This window comes from Dactylosporangium sucinum, from assembly GCF_014647515.1.
Classification (GTDB): Bacteria; Actinomycetota; Actinomycetes; order Mycobacteriales; family Micromonosporaceae; genus Dactylosporangium; species Dactylosporangium sucinum.
The window spans coordinates 1-26764 of the sequence record NZ_BMPI01000100.1 but is presented as its reverse complement, the minus strand read 5'-3'; the positions used below and the strand labels follow the sequence as shown (position 1 = coordinate 26764).

General features: G+C 72.8%; 23 protein-coding genes and 1 riboswitch. Of the genes, 7 read left to right on the top strand and 16 right to left on the bottom strand.

Annotation, left to right across the window (positions count from 1 at the left end; genetic code table 11):
• Window positions 1-22: 22 nt before the first annotated feature.
• From ftsL to mraZ, 3 genes are all read right to left on the bottom strand, one after another.
• Window positions 23-544, bottom strand: coding sequence for a cell division protein FtsL (gene ftsL, locus IEZ31_RS51580; RefSeq protein ID WP_190257515.1), 522 nt, complete (start codon window positions 542-544; stop codon window positions 23-25).
• Window positions 544-1515 (bottom strand): 16S rRNA (cytosine(1402)-N(4))-methyltransferase RsmH, encoded by a 972-nt coding sequence (rsmH, locus tag IEZ31_RS51575; protein ID WP_190257514.1) that lies wholly within the window; start codon window positions 1513-1515, stop codon window positions 544-546. The genes ftsL and rsmH overlap by 1 nt, the downstream gene beginning before the upstream one ends.
• A 231-nt stretch (window positions 1516-1746) precedes the next feature.
• Complete coding sequence (mraZ, locus tag IEZ31_RS51570) at window positions 1747-2178, bottom strand: division/cell wall cluster transcriptional repressor MraZ (RefSeq protein ID WP_190257513.1); 432 nt, start codon at window positions 2176-2178, stop codon at window positions 1747-1749.
• A gap of 805 nt (window positions 2179-2983) precedes the next feature.
• Here mraZ and IEZ31_RS51565 point away from each other — a divergent pair.
• Window positions 2984-4228 carry a MurT ligase domain-containing protein gene (locus tag IEZ31_RS51565; RefSeq protein WP_190257512.1) on the top strand — a complete coding sequence of 415 codons (1245 nt, stop codon included), beginning with the start codon at window positions 2984-2986 and terminating at the stop codon, window positions 4226-4228.
• Window positions 4218-4925: a type 1 glutamine amidotransferase gene (locus IEZ31_RS51560; protein WP_190257511.1), complete on the top strand. Its 708-nt coding sequence runs from the start codon at window positions 4218-4220 to the stop codon at window positions 4923-4925. The genes IEZ31_RS51565 and IEZ31_RS51560 overlap by 11 nt, the downstream gene beginning before the upstream one ends.
• Before the next feature lie 173 nt (window positions 4926-5098).
• Here the strand turns inward: IEZ31_RS51560 and leuS are convergent, their stop codons facing one another.
• Entirely contained in the window at window positions 5099-7945 is a 2847-nt protein-coding gene (gene leuS / locus IEZ31_RS51555; protein WP_190257510.1) for a leucine--tRNA ligase, read from the bottom strand.
• 189 nt (window positions 7946-8134) lie between these two features.
• Window positions 8135-9691 (bottom strand): serine/threonine-protein kinase, encoded by a 1557-nt coding sequence (locus IEZ31_RS51550; protein ID WP_190257509.1) that lies wholly within the window; start codon window positions 9689-9691, stop codon window positions 8135-8137.
• Between the two features lie 281 nt (window positions 9692-9972).
• On the opposite strand from IEZ31_RS51550, the gene IEZ31_RS51545 reads away from it, so the two are divergent.
• Genes IEZ31_RS51545 through IEZ31_RS51535 form a run of 3 tightly spaced genes read left to right on the top strand, consistent with a single transcriptional unit; the run spans window position 9973 to window position 14812 of the window.
• Window positions 9973-11013 (top strand): AAA family ATPase, encoded by a 1041-nt coding sequence (locus IEZ31_RS51545; RefSeq protein ID WP_190257508.1) that lies wholly within the window; start codon window positions 9973-9975, stop codon window positions 11011-11013.
• 2 nt (window positions 11014-11015) lie between these two features.
• A complete protein-coding gene (locus IEZ31_RS51540; RefSeq protein WP_190257507.1) occupies window positions 11016-12314 on the top strand; it encodes a DUF58 domain-containing protein in 1299 nt (432 codons plus the stop codon).
• Window positions 12311-14812 carry a transglutaminase TgpA family protein gene (locus IEZ31_RS51535; RefSeq protein ID WP_190257506.1) on the top strand — a complete coding sequence of 834 codons (2502 nt, stop codon included), beginning with the start codon at window positions 12311-12313 and terminating at the stop codon, window positions 14810-14812. The genes IEZ31_RS51540 and IEZ31_RS51535 overlap by 4 nt, the downstream gene beginning before the upstream one ends.
• A gap of 712 nt (window positions 14813-15524) precedes the next feature.
• Here IEZ31_RS51535 and IEZ31_RS51530 read toward each other — a convergent pair.
• Both IEZ31_RS51530 and IEZ31_RS51525 read right to left on the bottom strand, forming a co-directional pair.
• Window positions 15525-15908, bottom strand: coding sequence for an SCO2097 family morphological protein (locus tag IEZ31_RS51530; RefSeq protein ID WP_190257505.1), 384 nt, complete (start codon window positions 15906-15908; stop codon window positions 15525-15527).
• Between the two features lie 151 nt (window positions 15909-16059).
• Window positions 16060-17373: a DNA polymerase IV gene (locus IEZ31_RS51525; RefSeq protein ID WP_190257504.1), complete on the bottom strand. Its 1314-nt coding sequence runs from the start codon at window positions 17371-17373 to the stop codon at window positions 16060-16062.
• A gap of 109 nt (window positions 17374-17482) precedes the next feature.
• Here IEZ31_RS51525 and IEZ31_RS51520 point away from each other — a divergent pair, with 109 nt between their 5' ends.
• Window positions 17483-17950, top strand: coding sequence for a hypothetical protein (locus IEZ31_RS51520; protein ID WP_190257503.1), 468 nt, complete (start codon window positions 17483-17485; stop codon window positions 17948-17950).
• A 94-nt stretch (window positions 17951-18044) separates the two neighbouring features.
• Here IEZ31_RS51520 and IEZ31_RS51515 read toward each other — a convergent pair whose 3' ends face one another.
• The 9 genes from IEZ31_RS51515 to thiE all read right to left on the bottom strand — a co-directional run bounded on the left by IEZ31_RS51515 (window position 18045) and on the right by thiE (window position 25566).
• On the bottom strand, window positions 18045-19193 hold the full coding sequence (locus IEZ31_RS51515; RefSeq protein ID WP_190257502.1) for an alkaline phosphatase family protein: 1149 nt from the start codon (window positions 19191-19193) through the stop codon (window positions 18045-18047).
• Entirely contained in the window at window positions 19193-19909 is a 717-nt protein-coding gene (locus tag IEZ31_RS51510) for a class I SAM-dependent methyltransferase (RefSeq protein WP_229837147.1), read from the bottom strand. Before IEZ31_RS51510 ends, IEZ31_RS51515 begins: the two co-directional genes overlap by 1 nt.
• A 20-nt stretch (window positions 19910-19929) precedes the next feature.
• Window positions 19930-21447 carry a phosphomethylpyrimidine synthase ThiC gene (thiC, locus tag IEZ31_RS51505; protein WP_190257501.1) on the bottom strand — a complete coding sequence of 506 codons (1518 nt, stop codon included), beginning with the start codon at window positions 21445-21447 and terminating at the stop codon, window positions 19930-19932.
• A 72-nt stretch (window positions 21448-21519) separates the two neighbouring features.
• Window positions 21520-22311, bottom strand: a complete 792-nt coding sequence (gene thiD, locus IEZ31_RS51500; protein WP_190257500.1) for a bifunctional hydroxymethylpyrimidine kinase/phosphomethylpyrimidine kinase — start codon at window positions 22309-22311, stop codon at window positions 21520-21522.
• Window positions 22308-22820, bottom strand: a complete 513-nt coding sequence (locus IEZ31_RS51495; RefSeq protein ID WP_190257499.1) for a thiamine phosphate synthase — start codon at window positions 22818-22820, stop codon at window positions 22308-22310. Before IEZ31_RS51495 ends, thiD begins: the two co-directional genes overlap by 4 nt.
• Window positions 22817-23584 carry a thiazole synthase gene (locus IEZ31_RS51490; RefSeq protein WP_190257498.1) on the bottom strand — a complete coding sequence of 256 codons (768 nt, stop codon included), beginning with the start codon at window positions 23582-23584 and terminating at the stop codon, window positions 22817-22819. Before IEZ31_RS51490 ends, IEZ31_RS51495 begins: the two co-directional genes overlap by 4 nt.
• Entirely contained in the window at window positions 23577-23780 is a 204-nt protein-coding gene (gene thiS, locus IEZ31_RS51485; protein WP_190257522.1) for a sulfur carrier protein ThiS, read from the bottom strand. Before thiS ends, IEZ31_RS51490 begins: the two co-directional genes overlap by 8 nt.
• A riboswitch (TPP riboswitch) is annotated at window positions 23779-23889 on the bottom strand. (Overlaps the previous gene by 2 nt.)
• A 25-nt stretch (window positions 23890-23914) precedes the next feature.
• The gene (locus IEZ31_RS51480) at window positions 23915-24949 is read right to left on the bottom strand and encodes an FAD-dependent oxidoreductase (RefSeq protein WP_190257497.1); all 1035 of its coding nucleotides are present in this window, start codon (window positions 24947-24949) and stop codon (window positions 23915-23917) included.
• On the bottom strand, window positions 24946-25566 hold the full coding sequence (thiE, locus tag IEZ31_RS51475) for a thiamine phosphate synthase (protein ID WP_190257496.1): 621 nt from the start codon (window positions 25564-25566) through the stop codon (window positions 24946-24948). Before thiE ends, IEZ31_RS51480 begins: the two co-directional genes overlap by 4 nt.
• An 18-nt stretch (window positions 25567-25584) precedes the next feature.
• Between thiE and IEZ31_RS51470 the strand changes: the two genes are divergently transcribed.
• Window positions 25585-26559, top strand: a complete 975-nt coding sequence (locus IEZ31_RS51470) for an aldo/keto reductase (protein ID WP_190257495.1) — start codon at window positions 25585-25587, stop codon at window positions 26557-26559.
• Window positions 26560-26764: the final 205 nt, after the last annotated feature.

The window sequence follows — 26764 nt, the reverse complement described above, 5'->3', positions numbered from 1 at the left end:
CTACGACCCTGACTTGCCGGCCTTACTTACCGGGACCCGGCATTTCGAGCTTCGTGCCGTCCGGCAGCAGCAGGAAGGCCGGGGTGCGCGACGGCACCAGGCCCAGCTGCTTCGCCCGCGACGCGAGGGTCACCGGCGACTCCTTGTCCGCCAGGTCGCTGCGCAGCCGCTGCTCGTCGCGGTCCAGGCCGTTCTGCTTGGTCTTCAACGCGTCGAGCCTGAAGGCGTTCTCGGCGATCCTGGTGTTGAGGACCAGGATGCCGATGACGCCGGAGAGCACCAGCACCAGCACGAGCGCCACGAAGGGCGCCCGCGGCGCACTGACCGGTGCCGGCGGCGCCACGCGCAGCCGGGGCGACGCCGGCTTGCCGGGCGTGCTGCCCGGCGTCGTGGTCTCGCGCTGCGGCTGGAGTGCCGTCGCGCCGTCGATCAGGTGGTCCCGCTCCTCGTGCTCAGCAGCTCGCGCCGCGGTCCGGCCCCCCGACCGCGGTGCGGCCTGCTGGTTGCCGCGCTGCCGGCTGGCCGGCAGTGTCGTCACGTTCATCACACCTCCCCCAATGTGTCTGTCCTCTTGGGACGGTCCTTGCGTTCCACGGCGCGGAGTCGCACGGACGCCGCCCGCGGGTTGGCCGCGATTTCGGCCGCGTCGGGGAGCTCGGCCCCCCGGGTGAGCGCCCGCAGCGTCGGTTCGCTGCCGGGCGGCTCGAACGGCAGCTCGACCGGTGCGGTCGAGCGGGTCCGCTCGGCGATCGCCTGTTTGACCAGGCGGTCCTCGAGCGAGTGGTAGCTCAGCACCACCAGGCGGCCGCCCGGCTTCAGCGCGTCGAGCGCCGCCGGGACGGCCCGCTCGAGGACGGCCAGCTCGCCGTTGACCTCGATGCGGAGCGCCTGGAACGTGCGCTTGGCCGGGTGGCCACCGGTCCGTCGCGCGGGTGCGGGGATGGCCTCGCGGACCAGTTCGGCAAGGCGGGCCGAACCGGTGAGCGGGGTCTTGGCCCGTTCCCGGACAATGAACTGAGCGATACGGGAGGCGAACTTCTCCTCGCCGTACACCCGGAGCACCCGAGCGAGGTCACCGTGGCTGTAGGTGTTGAGCACCTCGGCCGCGGTGATGCCGCGGGTCTGGTCCATGCGCATGTCGAGCGGTGCGTCCTGGGCGTAGGCGAACCCGCGGGCGGCGTCGTCGAGCTGCAGCGACGAGACGCCCAGGTCGAACAGGCCTCCGTCGATCTGCTCGCCGGCCAGGACCTCGGGCAGCTCGTCGTAGACGGCGTGCACGAGACGGATCCGGTCGGCGAACGGCGCCAGCCGCCGGCCCGCGAGGCCCAGCGCCTGCGGGTCACGGTCCAGGCCGAGCAGCCGCACCCCGGGATGCGCCCGCAGCACGGCCTCGGCGTGACCTCCGAGACCGAGCGTGGCGTCGAGGTACAACGCGCCCGGCCGGGCCAGCGCGGGGGCGAGCAGCTCGAGACAGCGCTCGAGCAGCACGGGCACATGGATGTCCCGCTCCCCCATCGTCGACCCCCTACCGCGGCGGGTTCGCGGCCCGCCGTCGTGCTGATCTTGCTTGCCCAGCGCGCCGGTTCCTCAATCACCCGGCCATTGGGTGCGGTAGTGCACGAGCGCCGTACCGCCAGCTCTCCATCCGCCCACCCCGCCCTGGCGCCGGGGAAGTGGCGTCAGGACCTCGGGGCGGCTGGAGAGCTCGCGGCACGGCGGCCTCGATCCGGTGTCTGCAGATGGACCTCACAGCCCGCCCGGCAGCACCCCCTCCTCGATGCCCGCGAAGTCCTCTTCGCTTTCGGCGAGGTAGGTGTCCCACGCCTGCTTGTCCCAGATCTCCACCCGGGTGCTCGCACCGATCACGACGAGCTCGCGGTCCAGCCCGGCATACTCGCGGAGATGCTGCGGGATGGTGACCCGACCCTGCCGGTCGGGAACCTCGTCGTGCGCGCTGGCGAAGAACACCCGGCTGTAGGCCCGGGCGGCTTTGTGGGTCATCGGTTGAGCGCGAAGCTGCTCGGCGATCCGGGCGAACTCGGCGCCGGGGAACACGTAGAGGCAGCGCTCCTGTCCCTTGGTGATCACGACACCTCCCGCCAGCTCGTCCCGAAACTTGGCCGGCAGGATCAACCGGCCCTTTTCGTCCAGGCGAGGAGTGTGGGTGCCGAGAAACATGCGGCATCCACCCCTTCCCACCGCGAACGGTCCCCCCGGGGCCGGCCGAGCCCCCCGGCTCCGCCATCGCGCTCCACTGTACTCCACTTCCCTCCACCGTCAACGGAAAACCACGGGAGGTGACATCGGTGTGCGTGAAGAATTCCCACGTCAAACGGGGTGGGGCCGGGTGGAGGACGCCGAGGGTGACCGATCGGCCAACGGGTGAATTCGGAGGTGTAGCGGCGCCTAAAACCCCCGCAAAACGCCCACGAGGGCGATAGCTGGGGCCGATCGCCGCGCCGCCGCGCCCGGCGTGGAGGAAAGTGGAGGACCCCGCAAGCCAGCAACCCCGCCGCGCAGCGACGCATAGCGGCGCGGGGTGGGACCCACACACAAGACCGCAGACGAAGCCACGGAGCTAACAAGAGCGAAGCCAAAGTGCGTCGCGCAGCGACGCATGGGGGGTATGGGGTGGACCCACCCACACACAAGACCGCCGGCGAAGCCCGTCGAGCTAGCAACAGCCCATAGGGCCGCAAGAGCAGGAACCGCGCCCCTCGCGAAGCCAAGAAGTGCGTCGCGCAGCGACGCATGGGGGGTGTGGGGTGGGAACCCCCTCACATGACCGAGGGCGAAGCCCGCGGAGCTAGAGACAGCCCATAGGGCCGCAAGGTCGGAAACCGCGACCCCCGCGAAGCCAAGAAGTGCGTCGCGCAGCGACGCATGGGGGGTGTGGGGTGGGAACCCCCCACAAGACCGCGGGCGAAGCCCGCGGAGCTAGAAACAGGTAGGGTCAGCGCATCCCGAACACCGTGGAAGCGAGATGACGGACAACAAGCTGCCGATGCGGGCCAAGCTCGCCAGTTCACTATCGCGCGGCGCGGCCGCGCTGTCCCGCGCCACCGGCCGGGGGGACGGTTCGGTCATCGGCGGCCGGATCGGCCTGATGATCGACCCGAACCTGCTCGCCGAGCTGGCGGCGGGTCGCGAGATCGCGCTCATCTCCGGCACCAACGGCAAGACCACCACCACCCGGCTGACGGCCGCCGCGATGGGCGTGCTCGGTGACGTGGCCACGAACAGCCTGGGCGCCAACATGCCGACCGGCCACACGTCGGCGCTGGCCAAGGCCGGCGCCACGCCGTATGCCGTGCTGGAGGTCGACGAGCACTACCTTAAGCAGGTGCTCGACCAGACCAAGCCGCGGGTCGTCGCGCTGCTCAACCTCAGCCGCGACCAGCTCGACCGGGCCAAGGAGGTCGCCATGATGGCGGCCCTCTGGCGCGACGCGCTGCCCGGCCGCAGCCTGCACCTCGTGGCCAACGCCGACGACCCGATGGTCGTGTGGGCCGCGGGCAAGGCCGTCGCCCAGGGCACCCCGGTGACCTGGGTCGCGGCCGGCCAGCGCTTCCACGACGACTCGTGGGTCTGCCCGGAGTGCGGCGCGTCGATCGAGCGCAACGGCGAGCAGTGGGCGTGCGTCCAGGGCAACCTGACGAGGCCGATCCCCCACTGGTCGATCAGCGGCGACGGCGTCGTGGACAACACCGGTCAGTACCATCACATCGAGCTCCAGCTGCCCGGCCGGGTCAACCGCGCGAACGCGGCGACCGCGCTGGCCGTGGCCGCCCAGTTCGGCGTGCCGCCGGCCAAGGGCGCGCCGGAGCTGGCCAAGGTCGCCTCGATCGCCGGGCGCTACGCGACCGTCGTGCGCGACGGGCGCACGATCCGGCTGCTGCTGTCGAAGAACCCGGCCGGCTGGCTGGAGGCCTTCGACATGGCCGAGGACGTGCCGACCCTGCTGTCGATCAACGCGCGGGACCCCGACGGCCTGGACACCTCCTGGCTCTACGACGTCGACTTCTCCCCGCTGCGCGGCCGGCGCGTGCTGGTCACCGGCGACCGGGCGATGGACCTCGCCGTGCGCCTCGAGGTCAACGAGGTGCCGTTCGAGCACGTGAAGTCGTTCGGGCAGGCGCTGTCCCTGGTGCCGCCGGGGCGTCTGGAGGTCATCGCCAACTACACCGCATTCCAGGACATCCGAGCGGAGCTGGACCGTGTCAACTGAGTCCCACCTGCGCATCATCTGGCTGTACCCGGATCTGCTGTCGACCTACGGCGACCGGGGCAACCTGCTCATCCTGGCCCGCCGCGCCGACCTGCGCGGCCTGCCGGTCGAGTGCGCCGAGGTCCGGGCCGACCAGCCGGTGCCGGCCGACGGCGACGTGTACCTCATCGGCGGCGGCGAGGACGGCCCGCAGGCCCTGGCCGCGCAGCGGCTCATCGCCGACGGCGGCCTGCACCGGGCCGTCGAGCGCGGCGCGACCGTCTTCTCGGTCTGCGCCGGCTACCAGCTGATGGGCCACGCGTTCTTCGCGAAGGGCACCAAATGCCCCGGCCTGGGGCTGCTCGACATCACGTCGGACCGGGGCGAGACCCGGGCGGTCGGCGAGCTGGCCGGCGAGGTCGACCCGATGCTGGGCCTGCCGATGCTGACCGGCTTCGAGAACCACGGCGGCCGCACCCACCTGGGCCCGGGCGTGCGCCCGCTCGCCCGGGTGACCACGGGCATCGGCAACGACGGCGCGTCGGAGGGCGCCTGGAAGGGCCGGGTCCTGGGCACGTACTCGCACGGCCCCGCGCTGGCCCGCAACCCCGCGATCGCCGACCTGCTGATCCGCTGGGCCACGGGCCTGCAGCTGGAGCCGATCGACGACCGCTGGCCGACCAAGCTCCGCGAGGAGCGCCTGTCCGCGGTCCGCTGACCCTCCCGCTCCGCGTCGATCTTGCACCTGTGGTGCCGCGACACTCCCGCAATGCCCGGGTTTGTCAGGCACCACAACTGCAAGATCGACGCGGAAGGGCGGGGGCCGCCCCTTCGCGTGGACGGGCTGTCCACGCGGAAGGGCGGGGGCCGTCCCCTCGCGTGGACAGCGCGTCAGACGACGACCGAGACCATCCGGCCGGCGACGACGATGACCTTCTTGGGCGCCTTGCCCGCCAGGTGCGACTCGACGGCCTCCAGCGCCGCCGCCCGTACCGCATCCTCCGCCGCGTCCGCCGCGATCTCGATCTTGCCGCGGACCTTGCCGTTGACCTGCACCGGGTAGGTCACCGACTCGGCGACCAGGAACGCCGGGTCGGCCACCGGGAAGTCGGCGTAGGTGATCGAGGACTCGTTGCCCAGCCGCTGCCACAGCTCCTCGGCCAGGTGCGGGGCGAACGGCGCGGCCATCCGCACCAGCGGGTCGGCCACCTCGCGCGGCGTGCCCTCGGCCGAGACCTGGGTGACGCGGTTGGTCAGCTCGATCAGCTTGGCGATCGCCGTGTTGAAGCGCATCTCCTCGATGTCGACCCGCACGCCGTCGATCACCCGGTGCAGCAGCCGCCGGGTCTCGTCGTCGACCGGGGCGTCGACCACGCGCAGGCCGTCGGTCTGCTCGTCGACGAACAGCCGCCAGACGCGCTGCAGGAAGCGGTGCGCGCCGACGACCGCCCGGGTCTCCCACGGGCGGGAGACGTCCAGCGGGCCCATCGACATCTCGTAGACGCGGAACGTGTCGGCGCCGTACCGCTCGCACATCTCGTCGGGCGTGACGACGTTCTTCAGCGACTTGCCCATCTTGCCGTACTCGCGCTGGACCTCGACGGAGCCGTAGAAGTACTTGCCGGCCTGCCGCTCCTCGACCCTTTCCGCCTCGACGTAGACGCCGCGGGCGTCCTTGTAGGCGTAGGCCTGGATGTAGCCCTGGTTGAACAGCCGCCGGAACGGCTCCTCCGAGGACACGTGGCCCAGGTCGAACAGCACCTTGTGCCAGAACCGCGCGTACAGCAGGTGCAGCACCGCGTGCTCGACGCCGCCGACGTACAGGTCGACGCCGCCGACGTCGCCGTCGCGCTGCGGGCCCATCCAGTATCGCTCGTTGGCCGGGTCGACCAGCTTCGCCGGGTTGGACGGGTCCAGGTAGCGCAGCTCGTACCACGACGAGCCGGCCCACTGCGGCATCACGTTGGTCTCGCGGGTGTACGTCCGCGGCCCGTCGCCCAGGTCCAGCGTGACCTCGACCCACTCCTTCGCGCGCGACAGCGGCGTCTCGGGCATCGAGTCGGCGTCGTCGACGTCGAACGTGCGCGGCGAGAAGTCCTCGACGTCCGGCAGGGTCACCGGCAGCAGCGACTCGGGCACCGCGACCGGCATCCCGGTCTCGTCGTAGACGATCGGGAACGGCTCGCCCCAGTACCGCTGGCGGCTGAACAGCCAGTCGCGCAGCCGGTAGGTGATCGCGCCCTGGCCGTGGCCGTTGGCCTCCAGCCAGTCGATGATCTTCGCCTTGGCGTCGGCGATGCCCAGCCCGTCCAGGAAGCCCGAGTTGACGGCCGGCCCCTCGCCGGTGAACGCCTTGCCGTCCGCCGGGAAGTCCGCGGAAGGCTGCACGGTGCGGATGATGGGCAGGTCGTAGACCTCGGCGAACTCCCAGTCGCGCTCGTCCTGGCCGGGCACCGCCATGATCGCGCCGGTGCCGTAGCCGGCCAGCACGTAGTCGGCGATGAAGATCGGGATCTGCGCGCCGGTGACCGGGTTGGTCGCGTAGGCGCCGGTGAAGACGCCGGTCTTCTCCTTGGCGTCGGCCTGCCGCTCGACGTCGGTCTTGCCCGCCGCGAAGGCGCGGTAGGCGGCGACCGCCTCGGCGGGCGTGGCCTTGCCCCCGGTCCAGTGGGCGTTGGCGGTGCCGTCGGGCCACGCCGCCGGCACGATCGCGTCCACCAGTTCGTGCTCCGGCGCCAGCACCATGTACGTCGCGCCGAACAGCGTGTCGGGCCGGGTGGTGAACACCCGGATCGGCTCACCCGCCCCGGTCGGGAAGTCGATGTGCGCGCCGCGCGACCGGCCGATCCAGTTGCGCTGCATGGTCTTGACCTTCTCCGGCCAGTCCAGCCGGTCCAGGTCGTCCAGCAGCCGGTCGCCGTAGGCGGTGATCCGCATCATCCACTGGCGCAGGTTGCGCTTGAAGACCGGGAAGTTGCCCCGCTCGCTGCGCCCGTCCGGGGTGACCTCCTCGTTGGCCAGCACGGTGCCCAGGCCGGGGCACCAGTTGACCGGCGCCTCGGAGATGTAGGCCAGGCGGTGGTCGTCGACGGCCTGCCTGCGCTCGACCGGGCTCAGGTCGGCCCACGCGCGGCCGTCGGGCGTCGCCCGCGTGCCGGCCTTGAACTCCTCGACCAGCTCGGCGATCGGGCGTGCCTGCTGCCGGTCGGCGTCGAACCACGAGTTGAAGATCTGCAGGAAGATCCACTGGGTCCAGTGGTAGAACTCGGTGTCGGTGGTCGCGACGCTGCGCCGGTCGTCGTAGGCCAGGCCCAGGCGGCGCAGCTGGCCGCGGTACCGCTCGATGTTGGCCTCGGTCGTGGTGCGCGGGTGCGTGCCCGTCTGCACCGCGTACTGCTCGGCCGGCAGGCCGAACGCGTCAAAGCCCATCGGATGCAGCACGTTGTAGCCGGCCATCCGGAAGTACCGCGTGTAGCAGTCGGTGCCGATGTACCCCAGCGGGTGCCCCACGTGCAGGCCGGAGCCCGACGGGTAGGGGAACATGTCCATCACGTACATCTTCGGGGCGCCGGCGCGCGGGTGGGCGGGGTCGCTGAGCGGGCCGGTCGGGTTCGGCGCGTGGAACGTGCCGTGCTCGGACCAGTAGTCCTGCCAGCACGCCTCGATGTCGCCCGCCATCGCCGCGGTATAGCGGTACGGCGGGATGTCGACCGCTCCGTCGGTCACTGCCTCGCTCATGACTGTCGCCACCTCAGGTCTCGGGATTCCCCACAGCATTCTCCGGGCATGAAAAAACCCCTCACGCAGGAGGGGTCGCCGTGCCGTCGCAGCTGGTGCGTCAGCACGGCTCACTAAGAAGCCGGACCGCCGGGGTCGTCATAGCAGCGAGTGTACCCCAGGGTGGCCGAACGTCCCTCCCGTGTTTCCTCAGCCCACGACGGCCGGCGCGCCGGACCGGCAGGCCACGGTCACCCCGAGGCGCACTCCGGCCAGGTTGAGCTCGACCCGGGCCTGCTGGCGCGGGCCGCGGTCGACGCTGAGCAGGTCGGCGCCGAGCACCGGCAACACGTCGAGGATGCGAACGGTACTGCCGACACAGCTGGCGACGACGACACCACCGAGCGTACCGAGCCGGGCGGTGACCTCTGGCGCCTCGCTCGGCTGCACGATCGGCGCCTGGGTGGTGGGCGCGGCACCCGGCGCCGTCGTCGGCGGGTTGGCCGGCGGGTTCGTCGTCGGGTTCGGGCCCGGGTCGCCGGGGTTCCCGGCGGCCGGGTCGTCGCCGACGATCGCGTTGCCCGGGCGGTTGTCACCCTCGGCGCCGGCCCGGCTGACCGGCTGGCCGCCGCCGGCCTCGGCCGACGGGCCCGGCTCATCCCCCGGATCCTCGCTCGGCGGCGTCGCCGGCTCGGCCGGGACCAGGGCGGTCGGCAGGTCGGCCGTCGGGCCCGCCTCGACGAACGGCGGGCCGGCGTCGCGACCGAGCGCGAACGAGGCGACGAGCACGGCCGCGGCGACCGACAGCGCCAGGGCCAGGCGCATGCGGCGGCGGTCGTGGAACTCCTCGGCGACGCCGTCCGGCCCCGGGTCGACCCAGATGCCGACCGCCCGGGTCGGGCCGTTCCAGTCCGGGTCGCCGAGCGCGGCCACGGCGGCCCGCCCGACGGCCGGCTCGGTCGCCAGCCCGGCCAGCAGGGCGGCGGCGTCGACGGCGAGCGGCCGCTCGGCCGGGCTCTTGGCCAGGCAGGCCGCGACCAGGTCACCGACCTCCGCCGGCACGCCGGGCAGCTCCGGCAGCGGCTCGGGCGCCCGCTCGACGTGCGCCTCCACCAGTTCCTCGGTCGTCGCCGCGGCCCACGGGAGGCGGCCGGTAAGGGTGCGGTGGAGGACGACGCCGAACGAGTACACATCGCTGGCCGTGGTCACATCGTCGCTGAGCAGCCGCTCGGGGGCCAAATAGGCGGGCGTGCCGAGGATCGGCGTGCCGGGATCGGGGTCACCGTGTTCGCCGGTGAAGCCTGCGATTCCGAAATCGACCAGTTTTACCGCTTCGGGGGTGATTACGATATTGGCGGGCTTGACATCCCGATGTACCAGACCGGCAGCATGTGCGGCGGCGAGACCGGCCGCGATCTCGGCGCCGATCCGCAGGGCCGGCCCGGCCGGCAGCGGGCCGCCGGCGAGGCGCTCGGCCAGGGTCGGTCCGTCGAGGAGCTCCATGACCACGAACGGCTCGCGGTCCGGCGTCTCGCCGTAGTCATGGACGTTCGTGACGTTCGGGTGCGAAAGGCGCGCGGCCGCACGGGCCTCGCGCAGGATCCGCCGGCGGCGGTCGTGGTCGTCGGCGTACCGCGCGGCAAGGACCTTCACCGCGACCGGTCGCCCGAGTATCTCGTCGAGTGCCCGCCAGACCTCGGCCGACCCGCCCTCGGCGAGCCGGGTGAGAAGGCGGTAGCGGCCGTTCAGGAGCTGCCCGTCATCCACGCCGATCAGTCTGCCCCAATCGACGTCCGCCGACATCTTGGGCACGCCGTTTGTCGGACATTCGCGGGGGTAGTCGGGCGGCGCTCAAAATTGGTTGGACAGCTCGGGGCGGGATGTCCGCAATGACGGAATCCCGTCCGGCGGCTTGTCAATTCCCCGGCTAGCCTGAGGGGATACCAACGGCTTCGGTTGCCGCGAACGCCGAAATCTCCGGCAACCGAGCGGTTCACCTATGGGTCTTACACCTGACGGTGGCCACGGCACGACCATGAGGAGGCCAGTTGACCAGGCACCGCACGTTCGAGGAGCTCGGGGCCCCACTCCCCGCCCCCGAGTTCCGCGCCGCGACCGATGCGATCGTCGCCAACATTGAGCAGGTCATCGAGGGCAAGACCGCCACCGTGCGGCTCGCGCTCGCCGTCATGCTCGCTGAGGGCCACCTCCTCATCGAAGACGTCCCCGGCGTCGGCAAGACGAAACTCGCAAAAGCGCTGGCCCGCTCGATCGACTGCTCGGTGCGCCGGATCCAGTTCACGCCCGACCTGCTGCCCAGCGACGTCACCGGCGTGAGCGTCTACAACCAGGAGACGCGCGACTTCGAGTTCAAGCCGGGCGCGGTGTTCGCGAACATCGTCGTCGGCGACGAGATCAACCGCGCCTCGCCGAAGACCCAGTCGGCGCTGCTGGAGAGCATGGAGGAGCGCCAGGTCACGGTCGACGGCGCGACCTACCCGCTGCAGGTGCCGTTCATGGTCATCGCCACGCAGAACCCGATCGAGATGGAGGGCACCTACCCGCTGCCCGAGGCGCAGCGCGACCGGTTCACCGCCCGGATCGCGATGGGCTACCCGGACATGGGTGCCGAGCTCGCCATGCTCGACGTGCACGGCCGCCACGACGCCCTCGACGACATCGCGCCGGTCTCCGATGCGACGACGATGCGCCAGATGATCGCCACCGTCCGTGACGTGCACGTCGCCGACGCGGTGAAGCAGTATGCGGTCAACATCGTCACCGCCACCCGCGAGTCGGGCGAGCTGCGCCTCGGCGCCTCGCCGCGCGCGACGCTGCAGCTGCTGCGCACCGCCCGGGCCGTCGCCGCCATCGAGGGCCGCGAGTTCGTGCTGCCCGACGACCTGCAGGCGCTCGCCGTGCCGGTGCTCGCGCACCGCGTCATCCCGACGGCCGAGGCCCAGCTGTCCCGCCGCACGACGGACGCGATCATCGCCGAGCTGGTGCACCGGCTGCCGCTGCCGTCGGACCGGCAGCCCCGGTCGCCGTACGACACGCGGCAGCGCGGTCCGCAGTACGGAGGTCGTTGAGCATGCGGGAAGCGCTGCGGGGGCTCACCACACGGGGCCGTAGCTTCCTGGCCGCCGCCGCAGCGGCCCTCATCGCATCGTTCATCCTGGGTGAGCGCGATCTCCTGCGGGTCGCGGTGCTGCTGGCGGCGCTGCCGCTGCTGTCGGCGGCCTACGTCGGCCGCACGCGGTACCGGCTGTCCTGCAGCCGCACGCTCGACCCGCACCGGGTGCAGGTCGGCGCCAGCGCCCGGGTGATCCTGCGCCTGCAGAACCTCTCCCGCCTCCCCACCGGCACGATGCTGCTGGAGGACCGGCTGCCCTACGCGCTGGGCAGCCGCCCGCGGCTGGTGCTGGAGAAGCTCGGCGCCCACCAGGCCAGCTCGGTCGCCTACACGGTCCGCGCCGACGTCCGCGGCCGCTACGAGGTGGGCCCGCTGGTCGTGCGCCTCACCGACCCGTTCGGGCTGTGCGAGCTGACCCGGGCGTTCCCGTCGGTCGACCGGCTCACCGTCATCCCGCAGGTCGTGCCGCTGCCCTCGGTCCGGCTGGCCGGCGAGTTCGCCGGCTCCGGTGAGAGCCGCGCCCGGTCGGTGGCCGTGCACGGCGAGGACGACGCCGCCACCCGGGAGTACCGGTACGGCGACGACCTGCGCCGCGTGCACTGGCGCTCGACCGCGCGCACCGGCGAGCTCATGGTCCGCCGCGAGGAGCAGCCCTGGGAGAGCCGGGCGACGGTCGTGCTCGACACCCGCTCGACCGCCCACCGCGGCGAGGGCCCGACGGCCAGCTTCGAGTGGGCCGTGTCGGCCGCCGCCAGCATCGCGGTCCACCTGCGGCACGCGGGGTACAAGATGCGCCTGGTGACCGACGCCGGCGTCGACGTCGACGCGACCGAGATCGACGGTGACGGCCCGCTGCTCGACCAGCTCGCCGACGTGCGGCTGGCACAGCGCGGCGACATCGGCACCCTGATCGACCGGGTCCGCCGGCGCAGCGACGGCGGCCTGATCATCGGCATCTTCGGCCTGCTGTCCTCGGCCGAGGCGGAGCTGCTGGCCGGGTTCCGGTCGAACAACGCGACCTGCATCGCGCTGTTCATCGACTCCTCGACCTGGCTCAACCTGCCCACCGCCGCCCGCGAGGAGGCCGACCGCGCCCACGGCGTGGCGTCGCTGGCCCTGCTGCGCAGCGGCTGGCGGGTGGTCGAGGTGCCGCATGGGGCGAAGCTGCCCGCGCTGTGGCCACAGACGGGACGGGGGTCGCAGGGCTTCGCCTGGCGGGCCGCGTCCGCCGAGAGCGTCGCGGGAGGCGTCCGGTGAACCAGCGCAAGCACCTCACGCTCATCGCGGCCGGCTCGGCGTTCCTGGCCTCGCTGCCGCTCATCAACGTCTTCGAGCACCAGACCTGGGCCATCCGCTCGTTCCTGGTCGTCGCCGCGATGTGCGGCGTGGGGCTGCTGGTGCGCAGCCTGCGCGCGCCGGCCTGGGCGCCGACCGCGTCGATGGCGCTGACCGGTCTCGTCGCGTTGACCTGGTTGTTCCGCAGTCACCAGGAGTTCGTCGGGATCATCCCCTCGCCGGGGACCATCGCGCACTTCGCCGAGCTGCTGCGCACGGCGACCACCGAGATGAGCGAGTTCGCGACGCCGGTCGGCGACCGCGAGGGCTTCCTCTTCCTCGCCACGCTGGGCGTCGCCGTGGTCGCGCTGCTGGTCGACCTGTTCGCGGTCGTCCTGCGCCGGCCGGCGCTGGCCGGGCTGCCGATGCTCGCGATCTACTCGGTGCCGGTCACCGTCACCACCGAGAGCACCAGCTGGTTCCCGTTCGTGCTCGGCGCGCTCGGCTTCCTGTGGCTGCTCGTCACCGACAACGTCGACCGGGTGCGGCGCTTCGGCCGCCGCTTCACCGGCGACGGGCGCGACGTCGACCTGTGGGAGCCGTCGCCGCTCGCCGCGGCCGGGCAGCGGCTCGGGGCGGTGGGTGTGGCCGCTGCGGTACTGCTGCCGCTGCTGCCCTTCGCGATGCCCGCCGGCGTGCTGGAGCGCTTCGGCACCGGCGCCGGCGGCGGCCCGGGCATCGGCGGCCGGGGCGGCAACGGCCGGTCCGTGAGCATGTTCGCCCTGCTCGACGGCCAGCTGAACCGCAACAAGAAGACCGACATGATCAAGGTCACCAACGTCAACGACAAGAACCCGTTCTACCTGCGGTTCAACGTGCTCGAGGAGCTGACCAACAAGGGCTTCAACGGCAAGCCGATCACCGGCGGCCAGTCCGTCAACTCCGGCATCGCCGGCCCGACCTGGGACCCGTCGATCAAGACCACCACGTACAAGGCGAACATCGAGGTCACCAACGAGCTGGCGATCGCCTTCCTGCCGCTCTACATCTGGCCGACCAAGATCGAGAAGGTCGACAGCGAGTGGGCGTTCGACCGGCGCACCGCGGTCGTCTACGCGAGCAAGAACAAGCAGACGTCGGCCAAGAAGAAGTACACGGTCGAGTACGTCCGGCCCGACATCACCAACGACGACCTGCGCAACGCGGACCCGATCAACACCAACGACCCGCAGCTGCGCGACGTGCTCTCGGCCCCGGCCAACTCCTACGTCAAGAACCTCGTCGCCGAGCTCACCAAGGGCAAGACGACGGAGCTGGACAAGGTCCTGGCGATCTACAACTTCTTCGCCCCGTCGAACGGGTTCGTCTACGACACGTCGACCGGCCCCGACACCAGCGGCACGAAGATCGTCGACTTCCTGCAGAACAAGCGCGGCTACTGCGCGCAGTACGCGGCCGCCTTCGGCTGGCTGCTCCGCGAGGCCAAGATCCCGTCCCGGGTCGCCTTCGGCTTCGCCCGCGGCGGCGACCGGCAGGGCGACACGATGACCCTGACCAACATCAACCTGCACGCCTGGACCGAGGTCTACTTCCCGAGCTTCGGCTGGCTGCCGTTCGACGCCACGCCGGCCACGGCGATCATCGGCTCGGTCACCCCGTCGTACCTTCCCCGCTCCGACGACACCGTCGTGGGTGACGACCCGGTCGACCGCGGCGGCGCCGACCCGGGCGTCGACCCGTCGGCGGGCGCGGCCGCGCCGGGCAGCGACCAGGGCAACAACCCGGGCACGACCACGGGCGACACCGGTCCGCAGAAGGCGTCGCTCCTGTCGACGATCGGCACCGTCGCGCCGTGGGCCGGCGGCGGCCTCCTGCTGCTCCTGCTGCTCCTGTCGCCGGCCCTGGCCCGCAGCCGCACCCGCCGACGGCGCCTGACGCTGGCCGCTCCGGGCGGCCCGGTGCCGGTCGCCCACACGCCACCCGGCATGTCCCCGGACGCCCCGACGATGACGGTGCTGCCGGTGGACGACCAGTCCTACGTGCGGGCCCGCGCCGACGCCCACAGCGCCTGGGACGAGCTGGTCGACCTGATGATCGACTACCACGTGCCCACGGACGAGGCCGAGACCCCGCGAGCGACGGTCGACCGCCTGGTCACGAAGGAGCGCCTGCGCGACAACGCCGCCGCCGGCGTCCGGCTCCTGAGCACCGCGGAGGAGCACGCCCGCTACGCCCGCCGGCCGCTGACCGGCCGCGAGCTGCGCACGGCGGTGTCGGACGTCCAGTCGGCGTTCGCCGCCAGGGCCCCGCGCAAGACCCGCATCCTGGCGGTGGTGCTGCCGCCGTCGGTCCTGCGCCGCTGGCGCGCGGCCATCGGCATCCGCTCCAGCAACATCTCGGTGGCGCTGGGCCGGGGCTGGGACCAGCTCGCACGGGCCCTGAGCGTCCGCCGCTTCGTGGCGAAGCGAGCCGACCGCTGACCGTTGCGAGGAGAGAGGGGCGCCCGCCGTTCCGGCAGGCGCCCCTCTTCACGTCTCCAACCGCGACCCGGCCCCGGAAACCCCGAGCGACCTTCCCCCGGGCGGTCACCCTCCGCTCCGGCCGGCTCCGCCTCCCCGATCCGGTTCGGCGCCGACCCGACTCCGGCCCCGACCCGAGCCGACCCGATTCCGGCCCCGACCCGAGCCGACCTGACACGCCCCGATTCCGGCCCCGATTCCGGCCCCGAGCCGAGCCGACCTGACACGCCCCGATTCCGGCCCGAGCCGAGCCGATCTGGCCCGCTCCGACGCCGCTCCGATTGCGGTCCGATCTCGGTCCGGGCCGGCGCCCTCTGTCCCCGATCCGCCGCGAGCCCGCAAGGCCCATGATCGATGGAGACTTTCGGCTGCCATGGCAACCAAAACTCGCCATCGATCATGGGCAGCACCGGCCGGCCCGCACGATCGCCGGCCACCATCCGCCGGCCTCGCCGGACTTGTCGGACTTGTCGGAAATGTTGCCCGGGACCTGACACTCGGCGGGCAGCCGGCGTGCCCGCACCGCTAGCGAAGCGGCGCAGAACAAAGCGGCGCAAAGACGCCCGAAATGAACGAATGGCGCGCGCCCTGTAGGTACACAAGGCGCGCGCCACTCAAGCGCGTCGCGAACGGCGGCAGGCCGCCCGCTGGAGTTGCGGCTGGACCCCGAAGGTCAGACGTCGCCCTCGGGGCGGCGTCGCCAGCGTTCCTCCAGGCGGTCGACGAGGCCGCCGCGGCGGGAGCGGGTGCGGCGGGTCGCAGTGCCGCCGACCGCGTGCAGGTCGGTGGTCTGGCCGCGCCGGTACGCTTGCATGCCGAACGCCAGGGCGCCCAGCATGACGACGAAACCGCCGACGCCGAGTGGCGGGACGGAGATGGCGACACCGTAGACGAGCAGCCCCATGCCGGCGAGCAGGAACACCGCGGCGGCGATCATCCGGCGCTTGGCATGGAACCGCGGGTCGGTGGCGCGCACCGCAGACGCGAACTTGGGATCCTCGGCTAGCGACCGCTCGATCTGCTCGAACAGCCGCTGCTCGTGCTCCGAGAGCGGCACGGCACTCCTCCCCGGTCGCGAAGGCCGGCCCCGATGGACCGGCTGTCCGGCACAGCCGGACGGCTGCGTACTGGCAAGTTTACGAGGGGGTCAACCCGTCGGAAAGCGGGACGATGGTCCGGCCGTGCCGATTTTCCGTCGAGTGTGGCTCCTATGTCCTTCCATTGTGTCGCGTCTGGGACTCTCCTGCCCGCTCCCGGGCGGGTGCGGCGCCGTTTCCATCCGGGCGCAGCCCGTCGCCGCCGAGCAGACTGGCCGGTTGCACGAGCCCCGACCCGAACCGCGCGGCCACCGCGTCGGCCGCCCGCTCGGCGTCGCGCCAGCCGTGGTCGCGCTCACCCAGCGTCATCTGGCGGGGCGTGCCGTCGGCGTGGACAAGGCCCTCGACCCGCACGCCGATCAGGCGAATCCGCTCGCCCAGGCGTGCGGACTGGAACAACGACCAGCCGATCTCGAAGATCTCGCGGCTGACGTCGGTCGGGACGTCGACGGTGCGTGACCGGCTGAGCGTCTGGAAGTCGGCCAGCCTGATCTTGACCGAGACCGTGCGGCCCGCCTGGCCCGCCTGGCGGAGGCGCTGGGCGACCTTCGTCGACAGGGCCAGCATCGTCCGTCGGATGATTGACAGGTCGCTCACGTCGACATCGAACGTGGTCTCGGCGCCGATCGACTTCTCCACCTGCTCGGGAATCACCCGCCGGGGGTCCCTCCCCCAGGACAGCTCGTGCAGGTGGACGGCCGCGGCGTCCCCGAGCGCGGCCCGGAGCATGCCCACGGGTGCCGCGGCGAGGTCGCCGACGGTCTTCAGGCCGAGCCGCTGGAGGACCTCGGCGGTCTTCTCGCCGACGCCCCAGACCGACGCCACGGGCAGCGGATGCAGGTATTCCAGCACGCGCCCCACCGGAATGACGGCCATCCCGTCGGGCTTCGCCCGCGTCGAGCCGAGCTTCGCCATGAACTTCGTCGGCGCCACCCCGACCGAGCAGGTCAGCCGCTGCTCCTCGGCGACCCGGCGGCGGATCAGCGCGGCGATCTCGGCGGGCCGGCCGAGCAGCCGCCGCGCGCCGGCCACGTCGAGGAACGCCTCATCGAGCGACAGCGGCTCCACCAGCGGCGTCACGTCCCGGAAGATCGCCATGACCGCCCGCGACGCCTCCCCGTAGGCCGTGAAGTCCGGCGGCAGGAACACCGCGTGCGGGCAGAGCCGCTGCGCGCGGCTGCCGGGCATGGCGCTGCGCACGCCATACTTGCGGGCCTCGTAGCTCGCCGCCGACACCACCCCGCGCGGACCCGCCCCGCCCACGATCACCGGCTTGCCTCGCAACTCCGGTCTCCGGCGGATCTCCACCGACGCGTAGAACGCGTCCATGTCCACGTGCAGCACCGTGCAGCCGGTGTCGTCGGCCCCCGGACCGAACTCCCCCGACCCCGCCCCGTCGCGCGGCACCACCTGACTTCGCCCCACACCGCGAACCTTAGCCGGACCCTCTGACAATTCCGGGCGGCCGAGCCGAGCAGCCGAGCCGGGCGGCCACCCAATTGACTCTAAGTTAGGCATGCCTTACCTTCCTGGCATGGCCCTCCTCGCGATGACATCGCCACTGGCACCGGTCGTCGCCGCCCTGGAGGGACTTCGCCGCCGTCACCCGGAAGAGGTGGCGTGCGTCGCCCCGGGCCTGGTGATCCGCCCCGACGAGGCGGTCGCGCGCGCTGTGACCGCGGAGGGTCTGGCGGTACTCCTGGTGGCCGGCTGGACCCGGGCCCACCGTGTCCCGCTGCTCTTCGCTGACGCGACGTTCCTCACCGGCACCGGACAGCTCGGCGTCACCCGGGCCCGCGTGGCCGTCCTGGACGGCGACCCGGCCGCCGCCCACCCGGGCGTGGTGGTGGCCCGCACGAGGCGCGACCTGTTGACGATCGTGCAGGCGAACCTCTGCGCGCTGTCTCCCGGCCCGGGCCTGGCGCCCGCCATCCACGCGTTGACCGAACGCTGGTCCGCGCCGGCCCCGGCCGCCGCATCACTCCTGACGCATCACTGCTGATACATCGGGATGGATGCGCCAACCGCAACGCGACGCGCGGGTCAGCGGAGCAGGCGCGGCGGAGGCGGAGGCGGAGGTGCGGCGGAGGCGCGGGTCAGCGGCGGATGACGAGCAGGGGGATCTGCATCTCCGCGGCCGTGCTGGAGCCGTGGAACGCGACCATCCGCGACAACCGCGCCGGCTCGTGGGCGCTCGCCATCACCACCCAGCGCTCCCGGCACGCCACCACGACGTCGCCGATGCGGGCCAGGTGCTGCTGCGGGATCGGGCCGAACCAGCCCGACGCCACCGCCTCCTCCCGTGACACCACCCACGCGCCGTCGCCCAGCACGCCGCGCCAAGAGGCGATCACGTCGTCCAGCGCGCCCGGGATCACGTGCAGGTAGCGGACCCGGGGCTCGCCCGCGACCACCGCCACGCCCTCTCTGAGGCGCGGATCCAGGTCCAGGTCCAGCCGGCGGTCCAGCGGGATGTCCAGTTGGCCGTGGTCGGCCGTGACCACCAGGGCCGAGTCCGGGGGCAGGCCGTCGATCAGGCGGGTGAGCAGGCGGTCGGCCGACGAGACCGCGGCGCGCCACTCGCCCGTGCCGATGCCGTGGTCGTGGCCGGCCCGGTCGACGTCCGGCAGGTAGCCGTACACCAGCTGGGACGTGGCGAAGGCGGCCAGCATCTCGGAGGCCACCGCGTCGGCCAGGATGCCGGCGCCGAAGCGGGCGCCGCGGTAGGCGGAGACGGACAGGCCGCTGCGCTCGAAGGCCGGGTTGCTGACGACCGTCGCGACGATGCCGGCGTTGGCGGCCCGGGTGAAGGCGGTGGGCAGCGGCTGCCAGGAGGCCGGGTCGGGCTGGTCGTCCCAGTGCAGGTGGTTGACGATCTTGTCCGTGCCCGGCTGGTTGAGGGTGATGCCCACGATCCCGTGGGAGCCGGGCGGCGCGCCGGTGCCGAGGGTGACCAGGCTGACCGGGGTCGTGGACGGGAAGCCCGAGGTGATCGAGCGCGCGGTGCCGAGGCGGCCGCCGATGACGTCGGTCAGCGTCGGCGCGTGCGGCGCCGCGATCCCCAGCTGGTGCCAGCCGAGGCCGTCGAGGAGGACGACCGCCACCCGCCGCACGCCCTGCAGGGCCGGGCCGAGGCCTAGGGCGTCGCGCTCGTACGGCATGCCGAGCACGCTGAGCACGCTGGGCATCACCTCGGCCAGGCTGGCCTGCCCGTAGCGGGGTGGCACCGGGTCGAGCTGGCCCATCAGGACTTCCGGGCCAGGAGATGCAGCTGGGTGGCGATGTCACGGTACGGCGGGATTCCCGCGAGCGCGAGCTCGAACGCCTGCAGGGCCTCCGGCTCGCTCTCGGCGACCGTGCCGGGCACCAGGTCGGCGACGACCCGCACCCCGTGGATCTCCTCCACGGTCAGCCCGCCGCCGCTGAGCAGCTCGGTGGCGGTCTCGGCGGAGTAGCGCCGGCGCAGCCGGTCCCGCGTGTCGCCCCGGCCGTCGGGGCTGGCGACCAGCAGCGACGCGGCGGCGAGGTGCCCGCCGATCGCCTTGGCCAGCACCGCCGCCGCCCGGCTGGCGACCACCACGCTGGCGGCGCCGCCGGGGCGCAGGGTCGCGGCGAGTGCGGCGACGACCTTCTGCGGGTCGTCGACGACCTCCAGCATGCTGTGGCACAGCACCAGGTCGACGCTCGCCGGCGGGACCAGATCGCCCAGGCCGTCGCCGTCCCCCTGGACCGCGCTGACCCGCTCGCCGACCCCGGCCTCCGCCGCCCGGCGGGTGAGCGCCGCCAGGGCGTCGGGGCTGGGATCGACGACGGTGACCGTGTGGCCGGCCTGGGCGAGCGGCACCGCGAACCCGCCGGTGCCGCCGCCGACGTCGAGGGCGGTCAGCGGGCGGCCGGCGCGCGCGAGCTCACGGCGCAGGACCTGCCACACGACGGCGGTGCGGGGCGCTGAGGACTCCACCCGTCAGACCCTAGACCACCCTAGGAGTACAGCTGCGCACCACTCTCGACGAACTCGCGGGACTTCGACCGCAGCCCCAGGTCCCGCAGCTCGTGCGAGATCTTCATCGAGCAGAACTTCGGGCCGCACATCGAGCAGAAGTGGGCGGTCTTCGCCGGCTCGGCGGGCAGCGTCTCGTCGTGGTACGCGCGGGCGGTGTCCGGGTCCATCGCCAGGTTGAACTGGTCCTCCCAGCGGAACTCGAACCGCGCCTTCGACAGCGCGTCGTCCCACGCCTGGGCGCCCGGGTGGCCCTTGGCCAGGTCGGCCGCGTGCGCCGCGATCTTGTAGGCGATGACCCCGGCCTTGACGTCGTCGCGGTTCGGCAGGCCCAGGTGCTCCTTGGGCGTGACGTAGCACAGCATCGCGGTGCCGTGCATCGCGATCATGGCGGCGCCGATGGCCGAGGTGATGTGGTCGTACGCCGGCGCGACGTCGGTCGTGAGCGGGCCGAGCGTGTAGAACGGCGCCTCGTGGCACCACTCGCGCTGCAGGTCGACGTTCTCCTTGATCTTGTGCATGGGCACGTGCCCCGGCCCCTCGATCATCACCTGGACGTCGTGCTCCCAGGCGATCCTCGTCAGCTCGCCGAGGGTCCGCAGCTCGGCGAGCTGCGCTTCGTCGTTGGCGTCGGCGATCGACCCGGGCCGCAGCCCGTCGCCGAGCGAGAAGGCGATGTCGTAGCGCGCGAAGATCGCGCACAGCTCGGCGAAGTTGGTGTAGAGGAAGTTCTCCCGGTGGTGCGCCAGGCACCAGGCGGCCATGATCGAGCCGCCCCGCGACACGATCCCGGTCACCCGCCCCACCGTCATGGGCACGTAGGACAGCAGGACGCCGGCGTGGACGGTCATGTAGTCGACGCCCTGCTCGGCCTGCTCGACGATCGTGTCGCGGTACACCTCCCACGACAGCCGCACGGGATCACCGCCGACCTTCTCCAGGGCCTGGTACAGCGGCACCGTCCCGATCGGCACCGGCGAGTTGCGGATGATCGCCTCGCGGGTGGCGTGGATGTGCTTGCCCGTCGACAGGTCCATGACCGTGTCGGCGCCCCACTTCGTCGCCCAGGTGAGCTTGGCGACCTCCTCCTCCACGCCGGAGGTGACGGCGGAGGTACCGATGTTGGCGTTGACCTTCACCAGGAACCGGCTGCCGATGATCATCGGCTCGCTCTCCGGGTGGTTGACGTTGTTCGGCAGGATCGCCCGCCCCGCGGCGATCTCCTCCCGCACGAACGCGGGCTCGACGCCCTCCCGGATCGCGACGAACTCCATCTCCGGCGTCACGATCCCCTGGCGCGCGTAGTACAGCTGGGTCCGCTCGACCACGCGCTGCGCGATCCACGGCGCGCGCAGCGCCGGCAGGCCGGCCGGCGGGTCGTTGACCGGCCCGGACGTGTCGTAGAGCCGGACCGGCGGGTTGCCGCCGCTGAGGTCCACCTCGGCGAACGGGACCTGGATGTCGGGCCGGGAGCCCTGGACGTACACCTTGCGTTTCATGGGCGAGTCCCCTCTTTCGGGCAGGGTGCAGCGCCTCCCGAGCCCCGTGGCGCGGGAGGTGTACCGCGGGTGTCAGCGCAACGGGCCCCAGTCGAGTGGCCCGTGACCGGACCCGAGGGTCCAGCCGGCCGAGCGCGACAGTGCTTCGTGGACGTACGCCTTCGCGCCGTGCAGCGCCTCGGCGAGCGGCTGGCCGAGCGCGAGCCGGGCGGCCGTGGCCGCCGCGAACGTGCACCCGGTGCCGTGGTTGTTGGCCGTGTCGATCCACGGCGCGGTGAGCAGCTCGGTCGTGCCGTCGTGCCAGACCACGTCGACGGCCTCCGCGCTGCCGCGCAGGTGGCCGCCCTTCACCACGACGCACTCCGGCCCGTAGGCGGCGAGGTCCTCGGCCGCCTTCACGGCGTCGTCGACGTCGGTGACCGCGCGGCCCAGCAGTACCGCGGCCTCCCGGAGATTCGGGGTCACCACGGTGGCGTGCGGGAAGAGCAGGTCGAGGTAGGCGCGCTCGGCGTCGGCGGTGAAGAGCCGGTCGCCGGACGACGCCACCAGCACCGGGTCGACGACCAGCCCGGGCAGCCGCGGCGCGAAGCTCGCGACGAGGGCCACCGTCTCCGGGGTGGCGAGCATGCCGGTCTTCACCGCCGCGACCGGCAGGTCGGCGAGGACGGCGTCGAGCTGCTCGCCGACGAACGCGGCCGGCACCGCCGAGATGCCCCGCACGCCGACCGTGTTCTGCGCGGTCAGCGCCGTGATCGCGCTGGTGCCGAACACGCGGTGCGCGGCGAACGTCTTGAGGTCGGCCTGGATCCCGGCCCCGCCACCCGAGTCGGACCCCGCAATGGTGAGTGCCACGACAGGGTTCATGCGGTCAGCAGCTCCTTCACGAACCGGGCCGGGTCGTCGGCGCGCATGACGGCGCCCATCACGGCGACGCCGGCCGCGCCCTGGTCGAGGCAGTCGCGCACGCGTGCGGGCGAGTCGACGCCGCCCAGCGCGTACACCGGGATGGACACCGCGAGCGCCATCCGGCCCAGGCCGGCCAGCCCGAGCGGCGGGCCGTAGCCGGGCTTGGAGCGGGTCGGGTAGATCGGTGACAGGGTCGCGAGGTCCACGCCGTCCTCGGCCGCGCCGACGAGGTCGGCCAGGCCGTGGCACTTGCGCAGCTCCGGCCCCTCCTCCAGGACGAGCCGCCCGCCGGCCCCGGCGACCATCGCGCCCAGCCGCGCGGCCAGCTCGGCCCGCTCGGCGGCCGGCAGGTCGTCCTCGCGGAGCACGAAGACCCGCGCCCCGCCGTCGATCGCCCGGTTGACCACCTCGTCGAGCGGGCGGGCCGCCTGGCGGCGGTCGGTGAACACGATGAGCCTGGGCGTCACCACGGCAGCCCGCCGGTGGGGCTCGACGCGGTGGCGTGCAGGCGGCGCGGGATGCGCCCGGCCGTGTACGCGAGCCGGCCCGCCTCGACGGCCAGCCGCATCGCCCCGGCCATCCGCGCCGGGTGCTCGGCCCGGGTGACCGCGGAGGCGAGCAGCACCCCGTCGCAGCCCAGCTCCATCGCGAGCGCCGCGTCGGAGGCGGTGCCGATGCCGGCGTCGAGGATGACCGGCACGGTGACCTTGTCGCGGATGAGCGCGATGTTGTGCGGGTTGCGGATGCCCATCCCGGAGCCGATCGGCGCACCGAGCGGCATGACCGCGGCGCATCCGACGTCGGCGAGGCGCTGGGCGAGGACCGGGTCGTCGCTCGTGTACGGCAGGACGGTGAACCCGTCCTCCACCAGCTGGGCGGCGGCCGCGGCCAGCTCGACCCCGTCCGGCAGGAGGGTGTCCTCGTCGCCGATGACCTCCAGCTTCACCCACGCGGTGCCGAAGGCCTCCCGCGCGAGGTGGGCGAGCTTCACCGCCTCGGTCGCCGTGTAGCACCCGGCGGTGTTCGGCAGGATCCGCACCTCGCAGCGCTCGACGACGTCGAGCAGCGAGGGCGCGGCCGGGTCGAGCCGGCGCAGGGCGACCGTGACGAGTGCGGTGCCGCTGGCCCGGATGGCGGCCTCCAGTGCGGCGTGGCTGGTCGCCCCGCCGGTGCCCAGGATGAGCCGCGACGCGAGGGCCTCGCCCGCGATCTCCAGCGTGTCCTCAGCCACCCTGGACCGCCGTGAGGACCTCGACGTGGTCGCCGTCGGACGGGCGGGTGTCGGCCCACCGCGAGCGGGGCACGACGTCGCCGTTGAGGGCGACGGCCACCCCGCGCGGGTCGGGCCCGGCGAGCTGCTGCACGACGTCGGCGACCGTGATGCTGTCGTCGACGGTCGATGCGACGGCGTTGACCACGAGGTGCATATGGCTCACTCCTGCCTCCCTGCGCCGGCATGATCCGGATCAGGTTCGACGGTCGGGGGCTCTCAGCCCCCCTCTCAGCCCGGTCACACCGGACTCCCGTGGGGTACGCCTTGACCATAACCCCGCCGTACGGCTCAGGTAAAGCGGCCCGCCCCGAACGGTGCCAGGTCGACGTCGGCCGATCCGCTGGTGACCAGGCCGGCGATGGCCTGCGCGGTCACCGGCGCGAGCAGCACGCCGTTGCGGTGGTGCCCGGTCGCCACCAGGACGCCCTCACCCAGGCGGCCCAGGACCGGGGCGTTGTCCGGGGTGCCGGGGCGCAGCCCGGCCAGGGTCTCGGCGAGGGCCAGCTCGGCGACACCGGGCAGCAGGTCGGCGGCCGGTCGCAGCAGGTCGAGCACGCCACCGGCGGTGACGGTGGTGTCGGCCCCGCGCTCCTCCTCGGTGGCCCCGACGACCAGCTCGCCGTCGGCGCGGGGCACGAGATACACGTGCCGGCCCAGGGCGACGCCCCGGATGACGTGCCGGACCAGCGGCTCGGCGCCCCGCAGGCGCAGCAGCTGGCCCTTCACCGGGCGGACCGGCAGCCCGGTCAGCGCCGCGGCGCCGACGCCGTTGGCGACGACCGTCACAGGGTCCCGGATCGTGGACAGGTCACCGATCTCCAGCGGCTCGACCGGGATCGGCAGCGTCCGCAGCGCGCGCAGGACGAGCCGGGGGTCGACCTGCTGGTCGCCGGGCGCGAAGGCGCCGCCCCGCACCCGCGGCGAGAGCAGCGGCTCCAGCTCACGCAGCTGCCGGCCGGTGAGCGGCTCGATCGGGGTGCCGGCCCGGCGGTAGTACTCGACCATCCGCCGCACCTCGGCGAGGTCGTCGTCGGTGAGCGCGACGAGCAGGCTGCCCTCGGTGCGGTAGCCGACCCCCTGGCCGGTGGCCGCCTCCAGGTCGGCGGCCCAGGCCGGCCACCGGCGCATCGACTCCAGCATCAGGGCCTGCAGCGCCTCCTCGCCGAAGTTGGCCTCGGCCGTGGGCGCGAGCATGCCGGCGGCGACCAGGGCGGCGCTGCGGCCGGGATCGGGGTCGTACACGGTGACCTCGACGTCCCGCCGCAGCAGCTCCCAGGCGCAGGCCAGGCCGATCATCCCGGCGCCGACGATCGACGCTCTCATCGCGGTACCACCGTGAAAAACGCCGCCGCGGCGGCACCCGGATCGACCGCGGTGCTCACCGCGCCCACCACGGCGACCGCGTGCACGCCCACGGCGAACAGCTCGGCGGCCCGCGCCGCGGTCACCCCGCCGATCGCGACCACCGGCACGTCGACGGCCTCGACCACCGCCTGGACGCCGGCCGGGCCGATCGCGTCGGGCAGGCCGGTCTTCGTGGTGGTGGCGAACGCGGGGCCGACGCCCAGGTAGGTCGCGCCGTCGGCGACCGCCCGCCGGGCCTGCACCGCGTTGCGCGCGGTCGCCCCGAGGATCGCGTCCGGGCCGAGCACCCGGCGGGCGGCGGCGACGGGCAGGTCGTCGGCGCCCACGTGGCCACCGTCGGCGCCGGCCGCGACGGCGACGTGCAGCCGGTCGTTGACCAGGCAGGCCGCGCCGTGCCGCCGGCACAGCTCCAGGATGCGCACGGTCAGCTCGTATGCCTCGCGGTCGGTGACGGCGTCCTCCGGGCGCACCTGCACGGTGTCGAACCCGGCTTGCAGGGCCGCCGCCGCCACGGCCACGGCGTCACGCCCCGGGCGTGTGTCGGTGATGAGATGCAGTCGTCCCACGGTGCGCACGGCGCTAGTTTTTCAGACATGCAACAGGTGCGACTCGGCCGGACCGGCCTGAAGGTCTCGGAAATCTGTCTCGGCATGATGAGCTACGGCTCCCCGCAGTGGCGCGACTGGGTGCTCGACGAGGAGGCCGCCGACCCGTTCGTGCGGCGCGCCGTCGAGGCCGGCATCACCTTCTTCGACACCGCCGACGTGTACTCGCTCGGGGAGAGCGAGGTGGTCACGGGCCGGCTGCTGGCCAGATACTTCACCCGGCGCGACGACTACGTGCTGGCCACCAAGGTGTGGAGCCCGATGAGCGACCGCCCGAACGACTCGGGCCTGTCGCGCAAGCACATCCTGGCCGGCATCGACAACTCGCTGCGCCGGCTGGGCACCGACCACGTCGACCTCTACCAGATCCACCGCTTCGACCCGCAGACGCCCGTCGAGGAGACGATGGAGGCGCTCCACGACGTGGTCCGGTCGGGCAAGGCCCGCTACATCGGCGCGTCGAGCATGTACGCCTGGCAGTTCGCGAAGGCGCAGTACACGGCCCGCAGCAACGGCTGGACGGAGTTCGTGTCGATGCAGAACCACTACAACCTGGTGTACCGCGAGGAGGAGCGCGAGATGCTCCCGCTCTGCCTCGACCAGGGCGTCGGCGTCATCCCCTGGAGCCCGCTCGCCCGCGGCATGCTGGCCGGCAACCGCGGCCGCGGCGACGACCGCCGCACGACCCGCTCGAAGAACGACGCGTTCAGCGCCATGTACAACGACGACGACTTCGCCGTCGTCGACGTGAACGCCGAGGTGGCCCGCGAGCGTGGCGTCTCCCCGGCCCAGGTCGCCCTGGCCTGGCTGCTCTCCCGCCCGGCCGTGACGGCCCCGATCGTGGGCGCGACAAAGCTGTCCCACCTGGAGGACGCGATCGCGGCCACGCGGGTGACGCTGGACGAGAAGGAGATCGCCCGCCTCGAGGCCCCGTACGTCCCCCACCCCGTCCTCGGCCACTGAAACGGCCGCGGCCGGCCACCCTGCGTGGGGTGGCCGGCCGCCGGCGGGTCTGGTGCTCAGTTCGAGGCAACGCCCAGGTGGCCGGCGCCACCGTCGGTGTGCAGCTCGGTGCCCGAGGCGAACTCCGACTGGAAGGACTCACGCAGCGCGTCCAGGTTCGAGAACTCAGCCGCGTGCGAGGACTCCGAGCCCTCGGCCGCGAAGA